The 23,174-nt window shown below is 42.0% G+C and carries 14 protein-coding genes; 12 read left to right on the top strand and 2 right to left on the bottom strand.

The features are described from left to right. The first annotated feature begins 153 nt into the window (after positions 1–153). The 8 genes from kdpB to RMZ95_RS02590 all read left to right on the top strand — a co-directional run bounded on the left by kdpB (position 154) and on the right by RMZ95_RS02590 (position 10,685). Entirely contained in the window at positions 154–2,295 is a 2,142-nt protein-coding gene (gene kdpB, locus RMZ95_RS02625; RefSeq protein ID WP_322682347.1) for a potassium-transporting ATPase subunit KdpB, read from the top strand. Positions 2,296–2,299: 4 nt separating this feature from the next. Further along, on the top strand, positions 2,300–2,569 hold the full coding sequence (locus tag RMZ95_RS02620) for a potassium-transporting ATPase subunit F (RefSeq protein ID WP_322682348.1): 270 nt from the start codon (positions 2,300–2,302) through the stop codon (positions 2,567–2,569). Further along, positions 2,569–3,207, top strand: coding sequence for a K(+)-transporting ATPase subunit C (kdpC, locus tag RMZ95_RS02615; protein ID WP_322682349.1), 639 nt, complete (start codon positions 2,569–2,571; stop codon positions 3,205–3,207). Before RMZ95_RS02620 ends, kdpC begins: the two co-directional genes overlap by 1 nt. Before the next feature lie 303 nt (positions 3,208–3,510). Then, the gene (locus RMZ95_RS02610; RefSeq protein WP_322682350.1) at positions 3,511–3,876 is read left to right on the top strand and encodes a TrkA C-terminal domain-containing protein; all 366 of its coding nucleotides are present in this window, start codon (positions 3,511–3,513) and stop codon (positions 3,874–3,876) included. A gap of 129 nt (positions 3,877–4,005) precedes the next feature. Further along, positions 4,006–4,404: a hypothetical protein gene (locus RMZ95_RS02605; protein ID WP_322674636.1), complete on the top strand. Its 399-nt coding sequence runs from the start codon at positions 4,006–4,008 to the stop codon at positions 4,402–4,404. A gap of 135 nt (positions 4,405–4,539) precedes the next feature. Further along, positions 4,540–6,000 (top strand): hypothetical protein, encoded by a 1,461-nt coding sequence (locus RMZ95_RS02600; RefSeq protein WP_322674635.1) that lies wholly within the window; start codon positions 4,540–4,542, stop codon positions 5,998–6,000. 175 nt (positions 6,001–6,175) lie between these two features. Then, entirely contained in the window at positions 6,176–8,338 is a 2,163-nt protein-coding gene (gene pabB / locus RMZ95_RS02595; RefSeq protein ID WP_322682351.1) for an aminodeoxychorismate synthase component I, read from the top strand. 580 nt (positions 8,339–8,918) lie between these two features. Beyond that, positions 8,919–10,685: an iron uptake porin gene (locus RMZ95_RS02590; protein ID WP_322682352.1), complete on the top strand. Its 1,767-nt coding sequence runs from the start codon at positions 8,919–8,921 to the stop codon at positions 10,683–10,685. Between the two features lie 103 nt (positions 10,686–10,788). Here the strand turns inward: RMZ95_RS02590 and RMZ95_RS02585 are convergent, their stop codons facing one another. Next, the gene (locus RMZ95_RS02585; RefSeq protein WP_322682353.1) at positions 10,789–11,766 is read right to left on the bottom strand and encodes a D-glycerate dehydrogenase; all 978 of its coding nucleotides are present in this window, start codon (positions 11,764–11,766) and stop codon (positions 10,789–10,791) included. Between the two features lie 244 nt (positions 11,767–12,010). On the opposite strand from RMZ95_RS02585, the gene RMZ95_RS02580 reads away from it, so the two are divergent. The 4 genes from RMZ95_RS02580 (at position 12,011) to RMZ95_RS02565 (ending at position 18,017) form a co-directional block, all read left to right on the top strand. Continuing rightward, positions 12,011–14,467: a BsuBI/PstI family type II restriction endonuclease gene (locus RMZ95_RS02580; protein WP_322682354.1), complete on the top strand. Its 2,457-nt coding sequence runs from the start codon at positions 12,011–12,013 to the stop codon at positions 14,465–14,467. A 163-nt stretch (positions 14,468–14,630) separates the two neighbouring features. Continuing rightward, positions 14,631–15,686, top strand: coding sequence for a glutathione S-transferase family protein (locus RMZ95_RS02575; protein ID WP_322682355.1), 1,056 nt, complete (start codon positions 14,631–14,633; stop codon positions 15,684–15,686). Next, on the top strand, positions 15,683–16,567 hold the full coding sequence (locus tag RMZ95_RS02570) for an aspartoacylase (RefSeq protein WP_322682356.1): 885 nt from the start codon (positions 15,683–15,685) through the stop codon (positions 16,565–16,567). Before RMZ95_RS02575 ends, RMZ95_RS02570 begins: the two co-directional genes overlap by 4 nt. Positions 16,568–17,033: 466 nt before the next feature. Beyond that, on the top strand, positions 17,034–18,017 hold the full coding sequence (locus RMZ95_RS02565) for a polysaccharide deacetylase family protein (protein WP_322682357.1): 984 nt from the start codon (positions 17,034–17,036) through the stop codon (positions 18,015–18,017). A gap of 194 nt (positions 18,018–18,211) precedes the next feature. Here RMZ95_RS02565 and RMZ95_RS02560 read toward each other — a convergent pair whose 3' ends face one another. Continuing rightward, positions 18,212–22,882 carry a beta strand repeat-containing protein gene (locus tag RMZ95_RS02560; protein ID WP_409882134.1) on the bottom strand — a complete coding sequence of 1,557 codons (4,671 nt, stop codon included), beginning with the start codon at positions 22,880–22,882 and terminating at the stop codon, positions 18,212–18,214. Positions 22,883–23,174 lie beyond the last annotated feature (292 nt).

Below are 23,174 nucleotides of genomic sequence, written 5' to 3'. Positions count from 1 at the left end.
AAAGACTCGTCCACGAGTATCAAAGACTCGTCGGCGAGTATCAAAGACTCGTCCACGAGTATCAAAGACTCATCGCCAATGCCCCATGCCCCAATCCCCAATTCCCAATCCCCAATTCCCAATCCCCAATGCCCCATTCCCAAAATTTAATGTATGCCAATTACTACTGATTCTCCCTCGCCCCGTATTCCATCTGGAACTCGTGACTCGCGCAAACATACCCCCAAAACAGATATGCGGGGACTTTATCAAAGAGCAATTAGTGAGTCATTTGTCAAGCTCGATCCGCGAATTACTGTCAGAAATCCAGTGATGTTTGTTGTTTGGGTAGGGACAATTATCACCTTGCTTGTTACCCTAAACCCAAATTTGTTTGGCACAATCCAGGCAGATGTTAACCAACAACGCGTTTTAAACGGGTTGATTACCTTTATTCTCTTTTTTACCCTCGTTTTTGCCAACTTTGCCGAAGCTGTAGCTGAAGGACGCGGTAAAGCACAAGCTGATTCATTAAGATCGACGCGATCGGATACGATCGCTAATAAAATCCTCCCCGATGGTTCGATAGAAAAAGTCAATTCTACGGAACTGCGACGGGGCGATTTGGTAAAAGTGGTTGCAAATAATATGATTCCCGCCGATGGGGATGTAATTAAAGGCATCGGTTCGGTAGATGAGTCGGCAATTACTGGGGAATCTGCCCCGGTGCTGAAGCAACCAGGTACAGATATTGCCAGTTCGGTGACAGGCGGTACACGCCTACTCTCCGATGAGTTGACAATTCGCATTAGTGCCGATCCCGGACAAGGCTTTATCGATCGCATGATTGCCTTGGTAGAAGGAGCAGAACGCAGCAAAACTCCGAACGAGATTGCTTTGACGGTATTGTTGGCTGTGTTAACGCAGGTGTTCTTAATTGTGGTGGCAACTATGCCCCCATTTGTCGCCTACATCGCCAGCTTTATCAGCACAGCCTTTGGAGTTGAGGCGGGAAACAGTTTGCGGGCAGGTGCTAGCGTTGCTATTCTCATCTCGCTCTTAGTAGCATTAATTCCCACAACTATCGGTGGTTTACTCAGTGCGATTGGTATCGCCGGGATGGATAGAGTTGCTCAATTTAATGTCATTGCGACCTCTGGTCGAGCGGTAGAAGCTTGCGGTGACATCAACACCTTGGTGCTGGATAAGACAGGCACGATCACCTTGGGGAATCGGATGGCTGACGAATTTATTCCTCTGGATAATCACTCATTAATAGATGTGGCGCGAGTCTCCTTAGCTGCTAGCTTGTTTGACGAAACGCCAGAGGGCAAATCGATTGTAGTTTTAGCAGAAAAGTCCCAGGCTGGGGTAGACTTTAATATTGATAAAGCCGAAGGTGTAGAATTTTCCGCCAAAACCCGGATGAGTGGCACGAATCTACCCGATGGCAAACAAATTCGCAAAGGTGCAGTGGATGCCATTAAAGGATTTGTCCGTTCCCGTGGCGGTAACGTTCCTGATGATATAGATGCAGCTTATGAGCGAGTTTCCCGGTTAGGCGGTACACCCTTAGCTGTTTGCCAAGATGACAAAATTTATGGTGTTATCTACCTGAAAGATATTGTCAAACCTGGTTTGCGGGAGCGATTTGACCAACTCCGCCGCATGGGTGTTCGCACGATCATGCTCACAGGTGACAATCGAATTACCGCTTCGGTAATTGCCGAGGAAGCTGGGGTGGATGATTTCATTGCCGAAGCAACTCCAGAAGACAAAATTGAGGTGATTCGCTCGGAACAATCTGAGGGTAAACTGGTGGCAATGACTGGGGATGGTACGAACGATGCACCTGCTTTGGCTCAAGCAAATGTGGGTGTGGCGATGAATTCGGGGACGCAAGCTGCCAAAGAAGCTGCTAACATGGTGGACTTAGACTCAGACCCCACGAAGTTAATTGACTTAGTAACCATAGGTAAACAGTTACTAATTACTCGTGGGGCGTTGACAACATTCTCCATCGCTAACGATATTGCCAAGTATTTTGCGATCATTCCCACAATCTTTGCGGCGGCTGGAATCGGCGCACTGAATATTATGGGATTAAAGAGTGCCCAATCTGCGATCGTCTCGGCGCTGATTTACAATGCCTTAATTATTCCGGCACTAATTCCGCTAGCACTCAGAGGGGTGAAATTTTTACCTTTAACAGCAGATCAACTGTTACGTCGTAACATCTTGATCTTTGGTCTTGGCGGTATCGTTGCTCCGTTCATTGCCATCAAACTGATAGATATTATCTTACCTTTGTCTTAATTCTATGAAACCCGTTCATATCCGACGCACTATTGCTGCATCCCAAGTATTAGAAGAAATAACTGACATCTGGTGTCAATGGCGTAGGCAAAAGCTGCCACTGTATTTATTCCTGGCGATGTGTTTCAACCTAGTGGTGGCACCTCTAGTCTATGCAGCGACTGGCGAACAACTTTCCCGCAGTCAATCTTGGGGATTGGGGTTGTTAGGACTGGTGACACTAGGGCTTTCCATCTATTTATTTTTCGTAATGTTTGTACCGGAGAAATTCTAATGAGTTTTGCACGTGAAGCTGGTAGAGCTGTTCGTTCTACCTTAGTACTCTGGGTTATTGGAGCGATTATTTATCCTTTTGCGATGATTGCCATTGGGCAAATTGTGTTTCCCTTTCAAGCAAACGGTAGTCTCCTAAAAAATAGCACAGGTCAAGTTGTGGGTTCTGCTTTGATTGGTCAACCTTTTAGTAGCGATCGCTATTTTAACAGCCGTCCCAGTACCACCAGCTACAGCACAGCCGATCCCAAAAAGGACGATGCGGGAGTTTTGAGAACTGGGGTTTCTGGCGCTAGTAACTTGGCTCCCAGTAATCCCGCATTAATGGAACGCATTAAAGGTAAAGATGACCCAGACCCCAGCAAAAAAGTTGAAGGTGACTTCAATCGTTTGAAAAAAGCAGGTGTGCAGCCGACTGGCGATTTAGTCTACACCTCCGGTTCCAGCCTTGACCCGCATATTACCCCGGAAGCTGCGATCGCACAAGTTGCACGAGTAGCCAAGGCGCGAGGAGTTCAACCGAACCAACTCGAAACTTTAATTTTCCAAAACACCGACGGCCGCTTTCTCGGCATCTTTGGCGAACCTGGAGTTAATGTGTTGAAGCTTAATTTAGCCCTAGATAAGATTAAGGCATAAAGGCTTGAGAGAGTGCTGCTGATTCTTGCTATGCCTTCTATTCAAAATAGTTATCTATAGTAATCCTTAATGATTACTTCAAATCTAAATGTTAGATTCTCGGCTTAATTTAATAAGTCGAGAATCTAATTTTTAGTAGGTATATATAAAACCTATATCTCTAAACATATACCTAATTAACTAATTAATAAACACATACTCTATTTATTTAACACATTTTATATATCTTCAAAATATATCTCTGCAACAGCAGCTTTTACTCGTAAAGTATTGGACAATACTATTAGAGTTAAAAAACATTTTGTGCTGAAAACTAAAAAAACTTTAGAGCCAAGTCTGTTTGGTGTTTTTATCGAAGATAATAGCGTTTACTGTGGCATTCATTTAAGTGATATTAAATTACCGAGTAAATGCATTTTTCTAGGAGTTTTAAGAGAAACTCAAGTTATTTCAGTAACAGATAATCCTAGTATTTTCGCCGGAGATTACATTTTAGCAATAGCAACCGATCCGATGATGGTTCCCGCTCTCAAAGTGACTCTTAAAAAAATTCATTCTGTTTACTATTCCCTCAATAGTTGCTTATTGGAAGCTCGACTAAGAGAAAGTCAATCTGTTAATTCAAATTACCCAGACCTATCAAGTACTTTCAATTCCACATATTATTAGACAGATGAACATTTCTCGAATAAAGGCAGGAGGCAGTTCGAGCTTGCAGCAAGAGTAAGAAGATATATTTTTGCCTCCTGCCTCTTTAACTTTACTGGATCTGAGTTCGACTAACTAAAGGTTATTAATATGCATACTTCGGAGCTTTTCCGACTTTATGTATCCGCCCACAAAAATGTTCATCAGTCCACCCTGATTGAAGCTAACCTGTCTAAGGCAACACATAGTGACACAAAACCACATGACGGAGACATTCCCTTTGTAGCAGTGTTTTTGGCTCACATTTCCTTTATGATTGTTTGGGCAATTGTTGTTTTTCTAGTTTCATCTGTCTGCAAAGCACTAGAAGATCCCCCAGAAAATGCGGCGCCAGATAAAGATGAAATAGTAAGCATTAAAGATTTAGAGCAACATAACTGTAAAAAATGCCAATTTTTTAACAATAACTATTTTCTAAAGTGTGCAGTACATCCTACCACTGCTCTAACGAAACAAGCACTCAATTGTTCTGACTACAGCCCTAAATAGGTGAATTTATGCCTATGCTGCTAATCTCCAGTATGCAAATTTGCAGTGGCAGATATTCTGGAAGCAGTTAGCCTGAAAACTTTCAAACTTTGTTTAAAGGTTAGAAAGTTCATTTGAAAAACCCAAACAAATTTTATGAAACAAAAAGAAACAGTATTTGTTATTCCGACTCATAGACTGAGAGATGTAGCACAGACCATCGAAAAGTATGATGAGAATTTCTGGGCAAATGGTCATGCTTTAAAAATTATCGTTTTTGACGATTCTAGCATTGCCAATCACGAGAAATATTATCCACTTTTAGAGCAGACTAAGACAGTCAATGATGTGTTTTATGTTGGGCCACAACAGAAAGAGCAATTTATTACATTTTTAAACGAAAGACTGCGCGATCGCAAGCTAGAATCACTAGTCAAAAACTTATTCCGACCTAGTTATGGCGGAAATCGCAACTTCACTCTCATGTATACCCTTGGACATTTAATGGTTAGTGCAGATGACGATATGCGTCCAGATGCATTAATTGAAACTAGCCCAGAATCTTTATCTGGTGATGAAATATGCCGAGGAAAATTAATAAAGTCCAACCAACAAGGCGGCTTCGTTCATAAATCTTTTGACTTACTCACGGCTTTTGGTGATGTTTTAGGTCAAAAAGCCAGCCATGTACCAGAAAACTTCGAGGCTGGAGAATTGGTACTTGATACAGCAATGGATTTAGAAACCAATACAACTAAAGGTTACTTTCGAGAGAACAGCCTCTTATTACAACAAGGGAGAGTCTTGAATAATGCGATCGTTAAGATTGCCCAAACTTTTCGCACAGGAACTAATGATATTGATACCCTTGATTTTATTCACATGTATCTCAATGATGAAAACCAAATAAGTCCAAATGACCTGAATGACTTTTATATTCTTACCAATTTTCGACCCGTTATTACTAATAAAAACTGGAGAATGGATTGTGGAGTTGCTGGATATGATAATCAGCTAGGTTTACCACCCTTTTTTCCAACTCGGCTCAGATTTGAGGATTATATCTACAGGATTTGGATACAGCAAGAAGGAATTGCAGCTGCACACGTTGATGCTGTCCAAAACCATATTAGAAATAACTATATGCGTAATCCTCTAGCTAGCGAACTATTTAATGAAGAAATATGTAGCTTGCTGAAAAAGAAGATTAAAAATAGTGTTTATCATCTTGACGATTTGGGAATCAAGTTTGATTACTCAGGCGAAGTCACTTTACAAGATTCTGAGGAAATCCTGGAAAAAATCTCTGCTATCCACAAGCAGGTAGTCAAAGCCTCAATCTCTACCCAGAATGAAGAACGCAAGCAGTCACTTCAATTATTTGCTGAGAATTTATCGAGAGTCTTCTATGGATTTGAACCAGACTTTTTTCAGCAAAATGTTTCCAGAATTATCGATGATGTTATTAGCCAATTTCACGGCTCTCTAGAAATATGGCCAACTCTAGTAGAAATCTGTTACTTTTACAAAGATAAAAAAGACTTACCACAAATCAGAGTTAAAAACAAGAAGGTAAAGTCTAGAAATGGCACAAAATCGAGCGAAATTCTTGTATAAATGTGACCTTTGGCAAACAAGCCATCATTCATCCAGTAAAGTTTTCTGAAACCCTTTCTTTTTGAAGATGTGCCTATAGAACTTAAGCCAGATCCCCGGCTTCTTCAAGAAGTCGGGGATCTAATTTTTCACGAATGATTTAGGATTGCTATATGTGCTAGTTAAGTAACTATGTATGCAAACGCTAATTATTGATAACTATGACTCTTATACATTTAATCTTTACCAGATGATTGCCGAGGTAAATGGGGAACTACCTCTAGTAATTTATAACGATCGCCTTAACTGGGATGAATTAAAAGAAATTGCATTTGACAACATTGTGATTTCACCTGGCCCCGGTCGTCCAGAGAGATCGGAAGATTTTGGAGTCTGTCGGCAAATAATTGAGAATGTGGATGTACCCTTGCTGGGAGTTTGTCTGGGACATCAAGGACTTGGCTATCTACATGGTGGAAGAGTAATTCATGCACCGGAAGTTCGACACGGCAGACTCAGTAAAATTTATCATAATAATTCAGAATTATTTCAAGGTATTCCTAATCAGTTTTCTGTGGTGCGTTATCATTCATTATTAGTTGCTGATGAACTACCTGAATGTTTAGAAAAAATTGCTTGGACTGAAGAAGGATTGGTGATGGGATTGCGTCATCGGCATTTACCTTTTTGGGGTGTGCAGTTTCACCCAGAGTCTATCTGTACAGAATATGGGCAAAGATTATTAGAAAACTTTCGAGATATTACACTTAAATTTCCCGAAAAATCGTCAAGCAGTCCACAAAAGCAGTATTGGATTGGATATGGATCTGTTACTCCTGTTATAGAGCAACCCTGTCAAGAACAGTCCCAAAAGTTTGAATTGTATACGCGCAAGTTAGATATTTGCCCAAATACAGAACAAATATTTGTACAGCTGTTTGGAGACGCACCGAACGCTTTTTGGCTAGATAGCAGTCGTGTAGAACTTGGTCTATCTCGCTTCTCGTTTATGGGTGATGGAAGCGGGATAAACAGTTTATTGGTGCGATACCATACCCAAACGCAAGAACTTATTATCGCACAATCAGATACCGTGACTCATCGCACCGAAAGTATTTTTGAGTATTTGAAGCGAGAAATAAACTGCCGATTTTGTCAATCTGATGAGTTACCTTTTGATTTTAACTGTGGATTTGTTGGCTATTTTGGCTATGAACTTAAGGCGGAGTGTGGCTCGTCATTGGTGCATTCTTCACCATTACCTGATGCAATTTTCTTACTTGCCGATCGCATGATTGCGATCGATCATCAAGAACAGTGTGTTTATTTGCTGCAATTAATCAAAAAAGGACAAACAGAGCAGGTAGAAACTTGGTTTGATACTATCCAACAACAACTCGAAACTCTAGATCCTCTTTTTTCTCTTGTACCTCAAGAAACTTATCAGCCAGTTAAGTTCCGTTTGAGTCGCACTTACCAAAATTACATTCAAGATATTCAGCAATGCTTAGACGAAATTCACGAAGGGGAAACCTATCAAGTTTGCCTGACTAATCAGCTGCACACCGATGCAACCCCCGATCCATTGACGTTCTATCGGACATTACGTAAAATCAATCCGGCTCCTTATTCTGCATTTTTACGCTTTGGTGAAATTGCGATCGCCTGCTCATCTCCAGAAAGGTTTTTACGGATCGATCGCCAAGGTTGGGTAGAAACTAAACCCATCAAGGGAACCCTACCACGAGGAGAAACCCCCGAAGCCGATTTCGTCCTCCGTGAGAAGCTACGCAACAGCGAAAAAGACCGAGCTGAAAATCTGATGATTGTCGATCTGTTACGCAATGATTTAGGACGAGTTTGTGAAGTTGGTAGCATCCACGTCCCAAAATTAATGGATGTGGAAACATACTCAACAGTACATCAGTTGGTAACAACGATACGCGGGCGATTACGTTCGGATTTACAAGCGGTGGATTGCGTGCAAGCTGCATTTCCCGGAGGATCGATGACTGGTGCGCCGAAAATCCGCACCATGCAAATTATTGATCGCTTAGAACAAGAGGCGCGGGGAATCTATTCAGGTGCGATCGGCTTTTTGGGGTTGAATGGTTCAGCCGATTTAAATATTGTGATTCGGACTGCTGTTTTGACTCCCAGTCAAACCTCCATTGGTATTGGTGGCGGAATTATAGCCCTTTCTGAGCCAGAGATGGAGTTTCAGGAAACGCTGCTTAAAGCCAAAGCCTTAATCGACGCTCTGCTTCTGACGATGCACGGAACATCTGAACCAGAAATGTATCCCATTTTGGGATTAGAAGCAACAACTGCCGATAGTTATGAAAAATTATCTGCCTAAATTAGGGGCTTAATCAAGCATTGAGATGTCTTTGGGGTCGCTATCCCAACACAAAACTGGCTACTATTAAAGATTATTTGCCGTTGGTAAAGATTTTTGATACTGATTTTCAAACTGTAAAGACGCGTTAGTGCAGCTGTAAGAAGTAAAATTTTGTGTCTTTACTAAAGATTTGAGGCTTAACTGAACAGTATTGATTTATCTGACTTCGGCAGGTTGGAGGTTCAAAATAATTAATAATCAATAATTACTAATTTGTCATCAAAACCTCATATATAAATACACTTTCTTGATTGAGGAATGAATTTAAAGACAAAAAGTAACTACCGCAGATCGGGATTAAAAACAAGAAGCTAAAGCCCATAAATAGCACAAAATCGAGCGAACTTACCCGATCAACTCAACCTTTGGCAAATAAGCCATTTGCAAAACGTGACGATTCCTTATCTGTAAAAAATTTCTTAGATATATAGCTTAATTAACAACAATCTGATAAGATTCCGAACAAGTAGAATAATCACTTATTCTCTTTTTCTTGAACCAACTGATTTTCGCTATTTTTTGGGAAAGGAAAATAAAAATGTCTCATCTATTGTGGAAAACTCTGGTACTAAGTCCAGTAGTTTTGGGAGTGACGGTGTTGGTTTCCGCTAAGGCTATAGCTGCTGCCGAAGTAGCAAGTTCTTCTGAAGATACAAAGCCAATAGCTGCTAGTGCTTCATCAATATTCATTCAAACAGAGCAACCAAAAGTTAATCAGCAATTGCTTGCCCAAAAGGCTGATGAAAATAAGGTTTTAGAAGAGGTTAATCGCTACAACAACGAAGGCAAGAACCAGAATTCATTGTCTCAAGTCACATCAGTTTCTCAATTTTCTGATGTACAGCCGACTGATTGGGCATTCCAAGCTTTGCAATCCTTGGTTGAGCGCTACGGTTGTATTGCTGGATACCCAAATTCTACTTACCGAGGCAATCGGGCACTGACTCGTTATGAGTTTGCCGCAGGTTTGAATGCTTGTTTAGATCGAGTTAATGAACTGATTGCCACAGCAACTGCTGACTTGGTGACAAAACAGGATTTGGCGACTCTCCAGCGTTTGCAGGAGGAATTCTCGGCAGAACTGGCAACTCTACGCGGTCGAGTAGATTCTCTAGAAGCACGGACTGCGGAACTAGAAGCTAATCAGTTTTCTACTACCACAAAATTGGTGGGTGAAGCTATTTTTGCTGTTAGTGATATTTTTGGCAATAACACTGGCGATGCGAATAATACTGTCTTCCAAGATCGGGTACGTTTAGACTTGCAAACCAGCTTCACGGGTAAAGACGTTTTACACACCCGTCTTGCAGCCGGTAATGCACTATCCTTTACACAAGTAGGAAATGATGGTGTTGGAATCAATACTTCTGAAGGTATACAAACTTTTCAAATCGGCGCCACTGGTAACAACAGTGTGATTATCGACTGGCTGGCGTATTACGTACCCATAGGTCCAGCCCAAGTCTACTTTGCGGGCACCGGAGGTATTCATAGCGATTATGTTGCCACTAATAACCCTTACTTTGAAGACTATGATGGCGGTAATGGTGCTTTGTCTACCTTTGCTTCTGAAAGTCCGATTTATCGCATTGGTGGCGGTGCAGGTGCGGCACTGACTTTACCCTTTGGTAAGGGTGGCAGTTTTTTCAAACCAAGTTCGCTGACTATCGGCTACTTGGCATCAAATGCTGCTAATTCCGTGGCAAATCAAGGTTTATTAGAGGGTAACTATGCAGCCTTGGGACAGTTGAACTTTAGTGTTGGCGATCGCTTATCTATAGCTGCTACCTACGTTCACGGTTATCATGGTGCTGGAAGTGGTAATTTATTCGATCTAGGTGGTGGTTTGGGTAGTACTATCCGCGTTGTAGGTACTAATCAAGCTAATACTCTAAGTACCTTAAACGGATCTTCCAGTAACTCTTACGGTATAGAAGCAGCTTTTAGACCCAGCGACAAACTGTCAGTCAGTGGCTTCGTTTCTTACCACGATATCACAGGCTTTGGTGCTGGTGATGATTATCAAGCTTGGAGTTACGGTCTTGGAGTGGCCTTACCTGACCTCGGTAAAAAGGGTAACGTTTTAGGGATTTTTGCTGGTGCAGAACCTTATGCCCGTAACCGAGGCGGAGTTTTTGCTGGTACTGGTAATGATATACCTTATCACTTTGAAGGCTTTTACAAGTATCGCGTGTCAGATAATATCTCAATCACCCCTGGCGTAATCTGGTTGACCTCTCCTGGTCAAAACAGCAACAACGATGATGCAATTATCGGTACGCTGAGAACAACTTTCACCTTCTAAAGGTTTACGCAATTTGCTTTAGGGACGCATAACTATGCGTCCCTTTGAACTTCCGCCTTGTGGTATTAGATTGAGGGCGTTCATAATTCACGCCTGATATGAATTATGAATTATAAATTTCCGGGTTGACACAATTAGCCAAGCGATCGCCCCTTAATCCTGCGATTAAATTAGCGATCGCCATTGAAGCCATTTTTGAGCGCGTTTGACGGCTGGCGCTGCCAATATGCGGTGCAATAATTAAATTTTCTAAGGTTAACAACAGGCTATCGCTGGGAATCGGTTCGGGTTCAGTGACATCGACAGCCGCCGCCGCAATTTGACCGCTTGCAAGAGCGCGATACAAAGAATCTGGATCTACAATCGTTCCCCGCGCTGTGTTAATCAAAATAGCCGATCGCTTCATCAATTCAAATTGGCGATCGCTAATTAAATGATAAGTATCATCAGCCGATGGTGTATGCAGTGTCACAAAGTCTGATTCTTGCAGTAAGTGTTCTAACGTAGCAAACTCCACACCTAAAGATTGTTCTAACTCTGGGCTGCATCGTTGCCTACTCGTATACAATATCCGCATTTCAAACCCTTTAGCACGACGAGCAACTGCTTGACCAATTCGCCCAAAACCAACAATCCCCAAGGTAGCGCCCGTAACATTTGGTCCCAACAACAAATCTGGTTCCCAAGTCTGCCACAAACCTGCACGAGTAAATCGATCTGCCTCCACTACTCGCCGTGCAGCTGCCATTAGTAATGCCCAGGCAAAATCTGCGGTAGCATCGGTTAACACCCCAGGAGTATTACCGACGGGAATTTGTCGTGCCGTAGCGGCGGCAATGTCAATGTTATCGTAACCCACCGCCATTTGACTGATAACTTTGAGTTTCCCAGACTCGATGAGTTGGCGATCGATTTGGTCAGTCAGCAGACATAGCAATCCATCTATTTCTTTGACTTTTTCTAGTAAAATTTCGTAGGGAGGGGGTTGGCGTTCTGGCCAAACTTCCACCATCGCGAGCGATCGCAGTTGCTCTAATTCGATAGGTAGGCGACGAGTGACAAATACTTTAGCTTGAAGCATAGTTTTAAAAAAATTTTTGGAAAAAGAGACGCTTCTTGCATCGGTTTCTCCTTAAAATATCATGGCGTAAATTCAAAACCTGATAAAGTTGGTTTTTGTTCTGTGAAAATGAGCCGTGATGTTCCAATCAAGCAGTAGAGAGTCTAGAGAAAATTATCACAAGCCGTTGGAATTCAAAAGCTTGTCAAAATGTTCTGCCAGAAACTTACTCGGTGAAGTAGATATTCTGAGGATTGCTGCAAGCTTGAAACAGGATCAAAAGCAAAAAGGAAAACTAGGTCAATTTTTGACACCTGCTCCAGTCGCAGAACTAATGGTTGGGATGTTTGGCAAACTCGATCTTCCTCAAATATCTCTACTTGATGCTGGAGCAGGAGTTGGCTCATTACTTGCAGCCTTTGTGGCTAAACTTTGTCACAGCCAAAAACGCCCAGCCAATTTAGATATTGTTGCCTATGAAATCGATCCTTTTTTGATTGGGTATTTGCATCAGACATTGAAATTATGCGATCGAGAATGTCAACTAGCTGGCATCTCTTTAAACTATGAGATCCGACATACGGATTTTATTGAGGATGCAGTTAAACTTCTTCAGCCTAGTTTGTTCGATAATCCTGATAATTGTAGATTTACCCACGCTATTCTCAATCCCCCATATTTAAAAATTAACACTCATTCCAAAGTTCGTGATTTGTTACATTCTATAGGATTAGAAACCAGCAATTTATATACAGGTTTTATCGCTGCTACGGTTCAGCTTCTTGAATTGAGAGGAGAGCTTGTAGCTATTTCGCCGCGTAGTTTCTGTAATGGGCCATATTTTAGAAATTTCCGCAAAATATTTTTGGAAATGATGGCTTTAGAGCAGATACATCTTTTTGATTCCAGACAGGAAACTTTTAGTGATGATGAAGTTTTGCAGGAAACGATTATCATCCATGCTGTCAAACAAAAACCAAAATTTGACAATGTAATCATCAGTACAAGTTCAAATGCTGATGATGATTTTATTCTGTCAAATACCTTACCTTATACAGAGATAGTTCTTCCCAGCGACTCGCAACAATTTATCCACATTATCCCCGATACACTAAGTCAGCAGGTCATTAAAAAAATGGCTAACTTTACCTGCACATTAAAAGACCTAGAATTAACTGTATCAACTGGACGGATTGTAGATTTTCGTGTTAAAGAACATCTGTGTTTAATGCCAAATGAAGACACTGTTCCTTTGATTTATCCATTGAATTTTTCAGAAGGATATGTTGAGTATCCCAAAGTAACTAAAAAACACCAAGCTTTGGTATATGGAGAAGAAACGCTCTCTCTTTTAGTACCAAATGAGCATTATGTTTTGACTAAACGATTATCCTCCAAAGAGGAAAAGAAACGAGTTGTTGCCGTTGTATATGATGCCAACCAAATTAATTGTTCTTGGGTAGGTTTTGAAAACCACCTGAATTATTTTCACAAAGACGGAAGAGGACTTAATCTTACCCTAGCACGTGGTCTTGCTGCTTATCTCAACTCTAGCCTCGTTGACGCATTTTTTCGGTTGTTTAATGGACATACTCAGGTTAATGCAACCGATTTACGAAATTTAAAATATCCGACAATAGCACAACTAATGACTGTAGGGCTATATATTACTGAGCATTTTCCATCACAGAAAGAAATTGATGAACTTTTGCAAGAAGAGTTACTGAGTATGAGCAATCAGTCTGAAAACAACCCCTTAATAATTAAAACCCGTATTAATGAAACACTACAAATTCTAATTGAACTTGGACTCCCACGAGCACAACTTAATGAGCGTTCAGCCTTAACCCTTCTGGCTCTACTCAACTTAAAGCCAACAGATACTTGGGAAACTGCTGCATCTCCCCTAATGGGAATTACGCCAATGATGGAATTTATGGCACTGCATTATGGCAAAACATATAAACCTAATACACGGGAAACTGTTCGCCGCCAAACAGTCCATCAATTCTTAGATGCGGCTTTGATAATTGTAAATCCAGATGCACCTGAACGCCCCGTTAACAGTCCGAAAACAGTATATCAGATTGAAGAAAGTGCGCTTGAACTATTACGTACTTATGGAACTACTGAATGGGAAAAGAGTATTCATACTTACCTTACTTCAGTTGAAACTTTGAAAAGACGATATGCTCAGGAGCGGGAACTATCACGTATTCCGATAGTGATTGAAGGAGAGGTAAAAACTCTATCGCCAGGTGGACAGAATATTCTGATCGAAAAAATTATTAAAGACTTTGCAGAACGTTTTACACCTGGAGCAAAACTGATTTATGTTGGTGATACAGATGAAAAATTCGCACATTTTAATGAAGTGGCATTGAGAGATTTAGGCGTTACTATCGATTCTCATGGAAAAATGCCTGATGTGATTATCCATCATCTAAAAAATGATTGGCTAGTTTTAATTGAAGCTGTAACTTCTCATGGACCAATTAATCCTAAACGAAAGAAAGAACTTGAAGTTATCTTTGCCGATATAAAAATCCCTCTTGTAATGGTGACAACTTTTTTAAGCCGGAAAGCGATGGTAGAGTATTTGGCTGAAATTGCTTGGGAAACCGATGTTTGGGTTGCGGAAGATTCTACTCATCTGATTCACTTCAATGGAGAATATTTATTACAGGCTTACAAAATGGATAGAAATTCTGAAACTAAATAAACTATTCTTAAAAATAAGCGATCGCTAGCTTATAAATTCTCATAAATGCGATATCAGTGTCCACAATATTGTCATATAGATCCAATAGTTCATGCAAAGCGTAGTAGAGTTAAAGTAAGAAATCTGAAGGTACATTGATCGCTCCCAAAGCAAAATTGTCGCCATGACTAACTCAACTCCAATGGATGACGAGAAAAAGCTCCCCAAAAAGAAAGGCAAGTCGCTTCCTCCCAAGCTGATTATCTGGCTAGGAAAGTTTGTTTGGACGACTATGTGGCAGATAATGATGTCAAACCTAGCTCCTCGCAATCAGTCGGGAGCATATATTCGTCCTAATAGCCAGTTTCGCAAGTTCATTGGTACAGAATCAGGGAATCCACACCCACCAGCAACGGGGCGCTACAAACTCTATGTTGGGCTGGGCTGTCCTTGGGCGCATCGAACTTTGGTTGTGCGATCGCTCAAAAAACTCGAAGCGGTAATATCAGTATGTATCGTCTCTCCTTCGCCCATTGAAGGCGGTTGGATATTCAACGATGAAGTTGAAGGTTGTCGCACACTGGCTGAATTTTATCAAAAGGCAGAACCGGGCTACAGTGGACGCTCTACAGTACCAGTATTATGGGATAACCAAACAAAAGCGATCGTCAATAATGAAAGTTCAGAGATTATCGTCATGCTGAACTCTGAGTTTAACGAATTTGCCAACAATCCGACGCTAAATCTTTACCCAGAAGAACTTAAAGAGAAAATTGACTGGTGGAATGAAAAGATTTATCACACAGTAAATAACGGTGTATATCGCTGTGGCTTTGCCCAAAGTCAAGAAGCATACAATCAAGCCTGTAATGAACTGTTCGCAACTCTCGATGAGATTGAGATTGCATTGCAGACTAATCGCTATCTCTGCGGTGAACATCTGACACTTGCAGATGTGCGGTTATTTACGACATTATTTCGGTTTGATAGTGCCTACTATGGGCTGTTTAAATGCAATAAGCAGCGAATTCGAGACTATCAGAATCTTGGAGCTTATCTGCGCGATTTGTATCAGCTTCCGGGTGTAGCTGACACTTGCGATGTAGAAACTGTGAAGCGGGACTACTACGGAAACCTATTCCCACTCAACCCCGGTGGAATTATCCCCAATGGGCCAGATATGTCCTATCTTAATCAACCACACGATCGCGATCGCATTGGCAAGGTAAATGCTTCATGAACCAGATTAATCGAGTTGCAATTGTCGGTGGAACTCATGGCAATGAGTTTACAGGAACCTACCTAATCCAAAAATTTGCTCAGTTTCCCGATTTAATTACTAGACCGAGTTTTGAGACAGTCACCCTGTTAGCAAATCCCAATGCTTTTGCCGCCGGAAGACGATATGTTGAGAAAGATTTAAATCGCTGTTTTCTCAAGCAAGATTTAGAAGATCCGACTCTGAATAGTTACGAAGAATTGCAAGCTAAATTAATTCAGGATACTCTAGTATCAAATAAGGATAAACAAGCCGATTTCATCTTAGACTTGCACAGCAGTACAGCTAATATGGGTCTGACAATTATTCTTGATAACAGTTATCCTTTAAACTTAAAATTAGCTGCTTATCTGAGCCAGATTAATCCTTTAGTTAGAGTTTATCGCTGCTCTTTTAAATCAATTGCAGAAAACCCATTTGTAAATTCTCTGTGCGAATTAGGCTTTGCATTCGAGGTTGGCCCAATTGCCCAAGGAGTTTTAAAAGCAACACTGTTCAAACAAACAGAGGAACTTGTTCGCGCCCTTCTGGACTACCTAGAACAGTTTAACCAGGGTAAAATTCCATCAAATAATGAAACGTTGATTCTCTATGACCATTTATCAGTTGTAGACTACCCAAAAAAACCGGATGGTACAATCTTTGGAATGATTCATCCAGAGCTTCAAGATAAGGATTATCAAGCCTTGAACCCAGGAGATCCAATTTTTATAACTTTTGACGATAAAACAATTGTTTATGAGGGAGCATCTACTGTTTGGCCAATTTTTATTAATGAGGCAGCTTACTACGAAAAGGGAATTGCCATGTGTTTAACCCAGAGGCAGCAAATCAACATCTAAGATGTGGATAAAGTTTTTAGATAATTGCTTTTGATCGAAGCGATGATAAAAATTGAAGATCAAAATTATTAATAACTTCATATATCTAGCGCAATTACTAAAAATTATTTATGTAAGTATATATATCTTAGTTATAATATATTAACGATCGGTAATTAAGGATCGGGGTAAAAAGTTGTCAAAAGGTTTGATAAAATCGATATCAAAGGAGCGTTGAGAAACTATTATCTAATTCATCGGTAATATTTTTTAGAGAAGCAAATATAAATCTAACCCACTAATCTAGGCAATGTCTATGAAATACTGCTTTGAAAGTAACTCTTTGTTTTAAAAAGGAGAAAATGCAAACATTCAGGCTTGAGGTTTATTCTAAACTCAGCCCTGAGTTGAACTATGGAACTTTACTGAGAAAATTTAAATTTAACAATATAATTTACGCTTTAAAGTCTAAATACTTGAACTCATAATGAAAATTAAGCAAAAAAGAAACAAACCAATAGCCAGTCTTTCTTTAGATTTAGATAATATTTGGTCTTATTTAAAAAATCAGGGCGCTCCGGGTTGGCAGACTTATCCTTCTTACTTGGATATCGCAGTACCTCGTTTTTTAGATATTCTCAAGCAATGGGATTTGACAATCACAGTATTCATTGTCGGTCAGGATGCAGCCCTAGAAAAGAATACTAAAGCAATACAAGCGATCGCTAGTGCCGGTCATGAAGTTGGTAATCATTCATTCTATCACGATCCTTGGCTACATCTGTATTCAGAGAATGAGATTGAAGAAGAGGTGGCACTCGCCGAAGAACATATCAAGCGCGTCACTCATCAGCATCCTATTGGCTTCCGGGGGCCAGGATACAGTTTTTCTCCAGCAGTATTGAAAGTCTTAGCACGACGAGGATACGAATATGATGCTTCGACTTTTCCCACATTTTTGGGGCCTATAGCACGAGCATATTATTTAATAACTTGTAAATTGAGCAAGGAAGAACGTAAAAAACGGGAAGCGCTGTTTGGCGGTTTTAAAGAGGGTTTGCAGCCTCTAAAACCTTACCAGTGGAAACTAGATAAGGATAAACTGACTGAGATTCCTGTTACTACCATGCCAATTTTTAAAGTGCCAATTCACTTCAGTTACATAATGTTTCTGAGTACATTTTCTTCGGAAGTGGCGTTACTCTACCTGCGAATTGCTCTGTGGCTGTGTAAAGTTACACGCGTCCAGCCTTCTTTGCTACTTCATCCTACAGACTTTGTAAGTCAAGAAGATGTACCAGAACTCTCATTCTTTCCTGGTATGAGTGTTCCTACTTACAAAAAGCTGGCAATAGTGAACAAAAGTTTAGAAATGATATCCAGTCAATTTAATGTTTTGACTGTTGGACAACACGCTAAATTTGCAGCCAATGCGCCGAAACTAACTATATTAGTGCCTCAAAAGAGGTAAAAATATCATCTATGCGATTATATTAAAAGAATTCAGAACTCAGAAGTCAGAATTCAGTTGTCGTAGGGATGCAGCATTGCTCATTGGTGTCAACTTCAGCCAGCTAAAAGCTAGTTTTAGGCTGGCTTTGCCCCTAAGTTGCAATGAGTATTGCTGTGCCCCTACCACATGGTATATTTACCTGAAAATAGCATCTATTGCACAACAAAATCTAATGCACTCAGAGTTAGCGCACCAGTCAGAGTTGCAAATAGACTGCCACTACCAAAACCAGCCGCACTGCCATTTTGATTGTAAAATAACTGTCCATTCACAGCGTCGTAGATAATTTTCGCTGTGCTAGTTTCCCCATTAGAAATGATTTGAAAATCACTCTTGTTACTAAAACCTTTTCCAGCAGTTGAAGTAATAGCACTAAAGGTAATTTTATCTAGGACAATCCGATCGCCTTGGGAACTGTTAAAGTCACTAATGGTATCTACACCAACAGTAGTCGCGCCAAAAACTGCATCAGTGTTGTAAACGAAACAGTCCGCGCCAGCACCACCGACAAGAGTATCATTGCCAGCACCACCGACGAGAGTATCATTGCCATCACCGCCTCGCAATAGCTCGTTGCCACTCAAGCCATAGATAATGTCATTACCCCCCTGAGCATTAATCACATCGTTAGAGTTTTCAAAACCTGTGATGCTGTTATTTAGGTCATTGAGGAATGTGACTGTGTTTTTGTTAAACAGGCTAGCTTGAGTAGAGTTGGCATTGAAGACATCAAAGCTGTCGGTGATGTTGGTTTGCCCATCAAATAGGATATTGCCAATCGCAGGTGTTGCTCCAGAAGCAGGCAGATTATCGAGGGTTTCTAATTTGAAGTTTTGCAGAGTGACTTTGGTAGATGCCACATTTTCAAAGGTAACTTCTAAGTTGTTAGCATTTTGAGTTAATTGCAGATTTTGGGCAGTTAAACCCGAACCTGTAAATTGCAAGGTGTCAACATTGGCAATCGCTGCTGCTGTTGGATTTGTGCCTTTACCAACGCCAGCAAAATCGGTGATGGTGTCATTACCATCACCAGGGCGAAATACAAATGTATCTTGACGGCTGTTGCCTGTCGGATTAAGGGTGCCGCCACTGCCCAGATTCGTCCCCCCAAAAACTACATAGCTTTCCCCAACAGTACCTTTGCCGTTGGTGTTGGGACCCGTTGCCCCAATAATCAGGTCGTCAATGCCATCATTGTTGATGTCCCCCGCATTACTAACTGAGTCGCCTGAGAAGTCAGCTTCTGCAATGCCGTTAATTGTAAAGCCATTAGTGCCATTCAAATCAGAGAGGTTGAGGTCAGAAAGGTTTAGGGTGCCGCCACTGCCCAGATTCGTTCCCCCAAACACTACATAGGTTTGCCCAGCAGAACTTTTGTCGTTAGGGGAGGCTATTGGTGTCCCAAAAATCAGGTCGTCAATGCCATCGTTGTTAATGTCCCCCGCATTACTAGCTGATAAGTTTACTAAGGCGTTAATTATAATAAAGCCATTAGTGCCATTCAAATCAGAGAGGTTGAAGGTGCCGCCACTGCCCAGATTCGTTCCCCCAAAAACTACATAGCTTTGCCCAGCATCAGCTTCAGCTCCAATAATCAGGTCATCAATGCCATCGTTGTTAATGTCCCCCGCATTGCTGACTGAGTTGCCTAAATTGTCATATTCAGCAATGCCGTTAATTATAAAGCCATTACTGCCATTCAAGGAGGAAAGGTTTAAGGTGCCGCCACTGCCCAGATTCGTTCCTCCAAACACCACATAGCTTTGCCCAGCAAGATAGTTGCCGTTGGGGGAGGCATTAGATGCGCCAATAATCAGGTCGTCAATGCCATCGTTGTTGATGTCCCCCGCATTGCTGACTGAGAAACCTGATGCGTCACCTGCTGCAATGCCGTTAATCAAAAAGCCATTAGTGCCATCCAAGTCAGAGAGGTTGAAGGTACCGTCACTGCCCAGATTTGTTCCCCCAAACACTACATAGCTTTGCCCAACAAAATCTTTGCCGTTGCGGTCGGCAGAATATGCGCCAATAATCAGGTCGTCAACGCCATCGTTGTTGATGTCCCCCGCATTGCTGACTGAGAAACCTGATGCGTCACCTGCTGCAATGCCGTTAATTATAAAGCCATTAGTGCCATTCAAATCAGAGGGGTTGAAGGTGCCGCCACTGCCCAGATTTGTTCCCCCAAAAACTACATAGGTTTGCCCAGCAGAATCTTTGCCGTTGGGGGAGGCATTAGATGCGCCAATAATCAGGTCGTCAATGCCATCGTTGTTGATGTCCCCCGCATTGCTGACTGAGAAACCTGATGCGTCACCTGCTGCAATGTCGTTAATCAAAAAGCCATTAGTGCCATCCAAATCAGAGAGGTTGAAGGTGCCGCCACTGCCCAGATTCGTCCCTCCAAAAACCACATAGCTTTGCCCAACATTATCTTTGTTGTAGGGGTCGGCATATCGTGCCCCAATAATCAGGTCGTCAATGCCATCGTTGTTGATGTCCCCCGCATTGCTGACTAAGAAGCTTAAGTTGAAACCTACTACAATGCCGCCATTAATTATAAAGCCATTCGTGCCATTCAAGTCAGAGAGGTTGAAGGAAGAGTTGGCATCCGCACTACCGACAAGGGTATCATTGCCTACACCACCAACAAGGGTATCATTGCCTGCACCACCTCTCAAAAGGTCATTGCCACTTTTGCCGTCGATGATGTCGTCACCCCCCTGACCATTAATCACGTCAGCAGAGTTGTCAAAACCCGTGATGTTATTGTTGAGTTCATTGAGGAAAGTCACCGTGTTCTTGTTGAATAGCGAAGTTTGGGTAGAGTCAGCATCGAACACATCAAAGCTGTCGGCGATGTTGGTTTGCCCATCAAATAGGATATTGCCAATCGCAGGTGTTGCTCCAAAAGTTGGCAGGTTATCGAGGTTTTCTAATTTGAAGTTTTGCAGAGTGACTTTGGTAGATGCCACATTTTCAAAGGTAACTTCTAAGTTGTTAGCATTTTGAGTTAATTGCAGATTTTGGGCAGTTAAACCCGAACCTGTAAATTGCAAGGTGTCAACATTTGCAATGACTTCTGCTGAAGGATTTGTACCTTTCCCAACGCCAGCAAAATCGGTGATGGTGTCATTGCCATCACCAAGGTTAATAATAAATTTATCTTGACCGCTGTTGCCTGTTAGGGTATCGTCTCCAGTTAACCCATCGATAATATTGTTGCTAGGTGTGCTAAATAAGTTATCTGCATCGGGAGTTCCAGTCAGGTTAAAAGAGGTGTTGCTACTGGCAATATTCGTCCCTCCAAACACCACATAGCTTTGTCCAGCACTAGAGTTGCCGTTGCGATTGGCATCATATGCCCTAATAATCAGGTCGTCAATGCCATCGTTGTTGATGTCCCCCGCATTGCTGACTGAGATGCCTGATGTGTCACCTGCTGCAATGCCATTAATGAAAAAGCCATTAGTGCCATTCAAGTCAGAGAGGTTGAGGGTGCCGCCACTGCCCAGATTCGTCCCTCCAAACACCACATAGCTTTGCCCAGCATCATATTTGCCGTTGGGGGAGGCAGAATATGCGCCAATAATCAGGTCGTCAATGCCATCGTTGTTGATGTCCCCCGCATTGCTGACTGAGGAGCCTGAGTAGTCATCTTCTGCTATGCCGTTGATTATGAAGCCATTAGTGCCATTCAAGAAGGCGAGGTTGAAAATGCCGCCACTGCCCAGATTCGTTCCCCCAAACACCACGTAGCTTTGCCCAGCAAGACTGATACCATTGGGGTTGGCACCACCTGCCCCAATAATCAGGTCGTCAATGCCATCACCATTGATGTCCCCCGCATTGCTAACTGAGGAGCCTGAGTTGTCACGTTCTGCAATGCCGTTAATCAAAAAGCCATCACTGCCATTCAAATCAGAGAGGTAGAGGCTACCATCACTGCCCAGATTCGTCCCCCCAAACACTACATAGGTTTGCCCAGCATTATTTTTGCCGTTGGCGGTGGCACCAGGTGCCCCAATAATCAGGTCGTCAATGCCATCGTTGTTGATGTCCCCCGCATTGCTAACTGAGGAGCCTGGGAAGTCACGTTCTGCAATGCCGTTAATCAAAAAGCCATTACTGCCATTCAAATCAGAGAGGTTGAGGCTGCCATCACTGCCCAGATTCGTCCCTCCAAACACCACATAGCTTTCCCTAGCTTCAGAATTGCCGTTGGGGGACGTACCATATGTCCCAATAATCAGGTCGTCAACGCCATCGTTGTTGATGTCCCCCGCATTGCTGACTGAGTTGCCTAAGAAGTCACCTGTTGCAATGCCGTTAATTATAAAGCCATTAGTGCCATCCAAAGAGGAGAGGTTGAAGATGCCGCTACTGCCGAGATTCCTCCCTCCAAACACCACATAGCTTTGCCCAGCAGCACTAATACCGTTGGGGGAGGCATTTCGTGCCCCAATAATCAGGTCGTCAATGCCATCGTTGTTGATGTCCCCGGCATTGCTGACTGAGAAGCCTAAAAAGTCACCTGCTGCAATGCCGTTAATCAAAAAGCCGTTAGTGCCATTCAAATCAGAGAGGTTGAGGGTGCCGCCACTGCCCAGATTCGTTCTCCCAAACACTACATAGCTTTGCCCAGCATCATATTTGCCGTTGGGGTCGGCATTATTTGCCCCAATAATCAGGTCGTCAATGCCATCGTTGTTGATGTCCCCCGCATTGCTGACTGAGATGCCTGTTGGAATGCCGTTAATGAAAAAGCCATTAGTACCATTCAAATCAGAGAGGTTCAGCAGGTTGAATGATGAATTAGCCATGATTTTTTCCTGTGTTTATTTTTTGTCAGTCAACGAGTGAACTTTAAGGTTCTACGCTTGAAGTTCGCGTTCTAAGTAGGGGCATCCATCTATATGCCCCGACATTTGCACAACAAAATCTGATGTGGTAAGACTGAGCCTACTATTAAAAGCTGCAAATTGACCGCTATTTCCACAATCAGGTAGCCTTTGGGTTTGTAGAATAATCGCTGATTAATTAATTTGTACAGTGCGTCAGTCCTAGTAATATCCAGCAGCTAAAGCACAGTGAGATTCTCAGGAATTTTACTGA

Origin of the sequence: Nostoc sp. DedQUE07, assembly GCF_034530975.2 — a bacterium.
Taxonomy (GTDB): Bacteria; Cyanobacteriota; Cyanobacteriia; order Cyanobacteriales; family Nostocaceae; genus Nostoc.
Note: the sequence above shows the minus strand (reverse complement) of the source record. Positions and strands in the feature narration are given on the sequence as shown.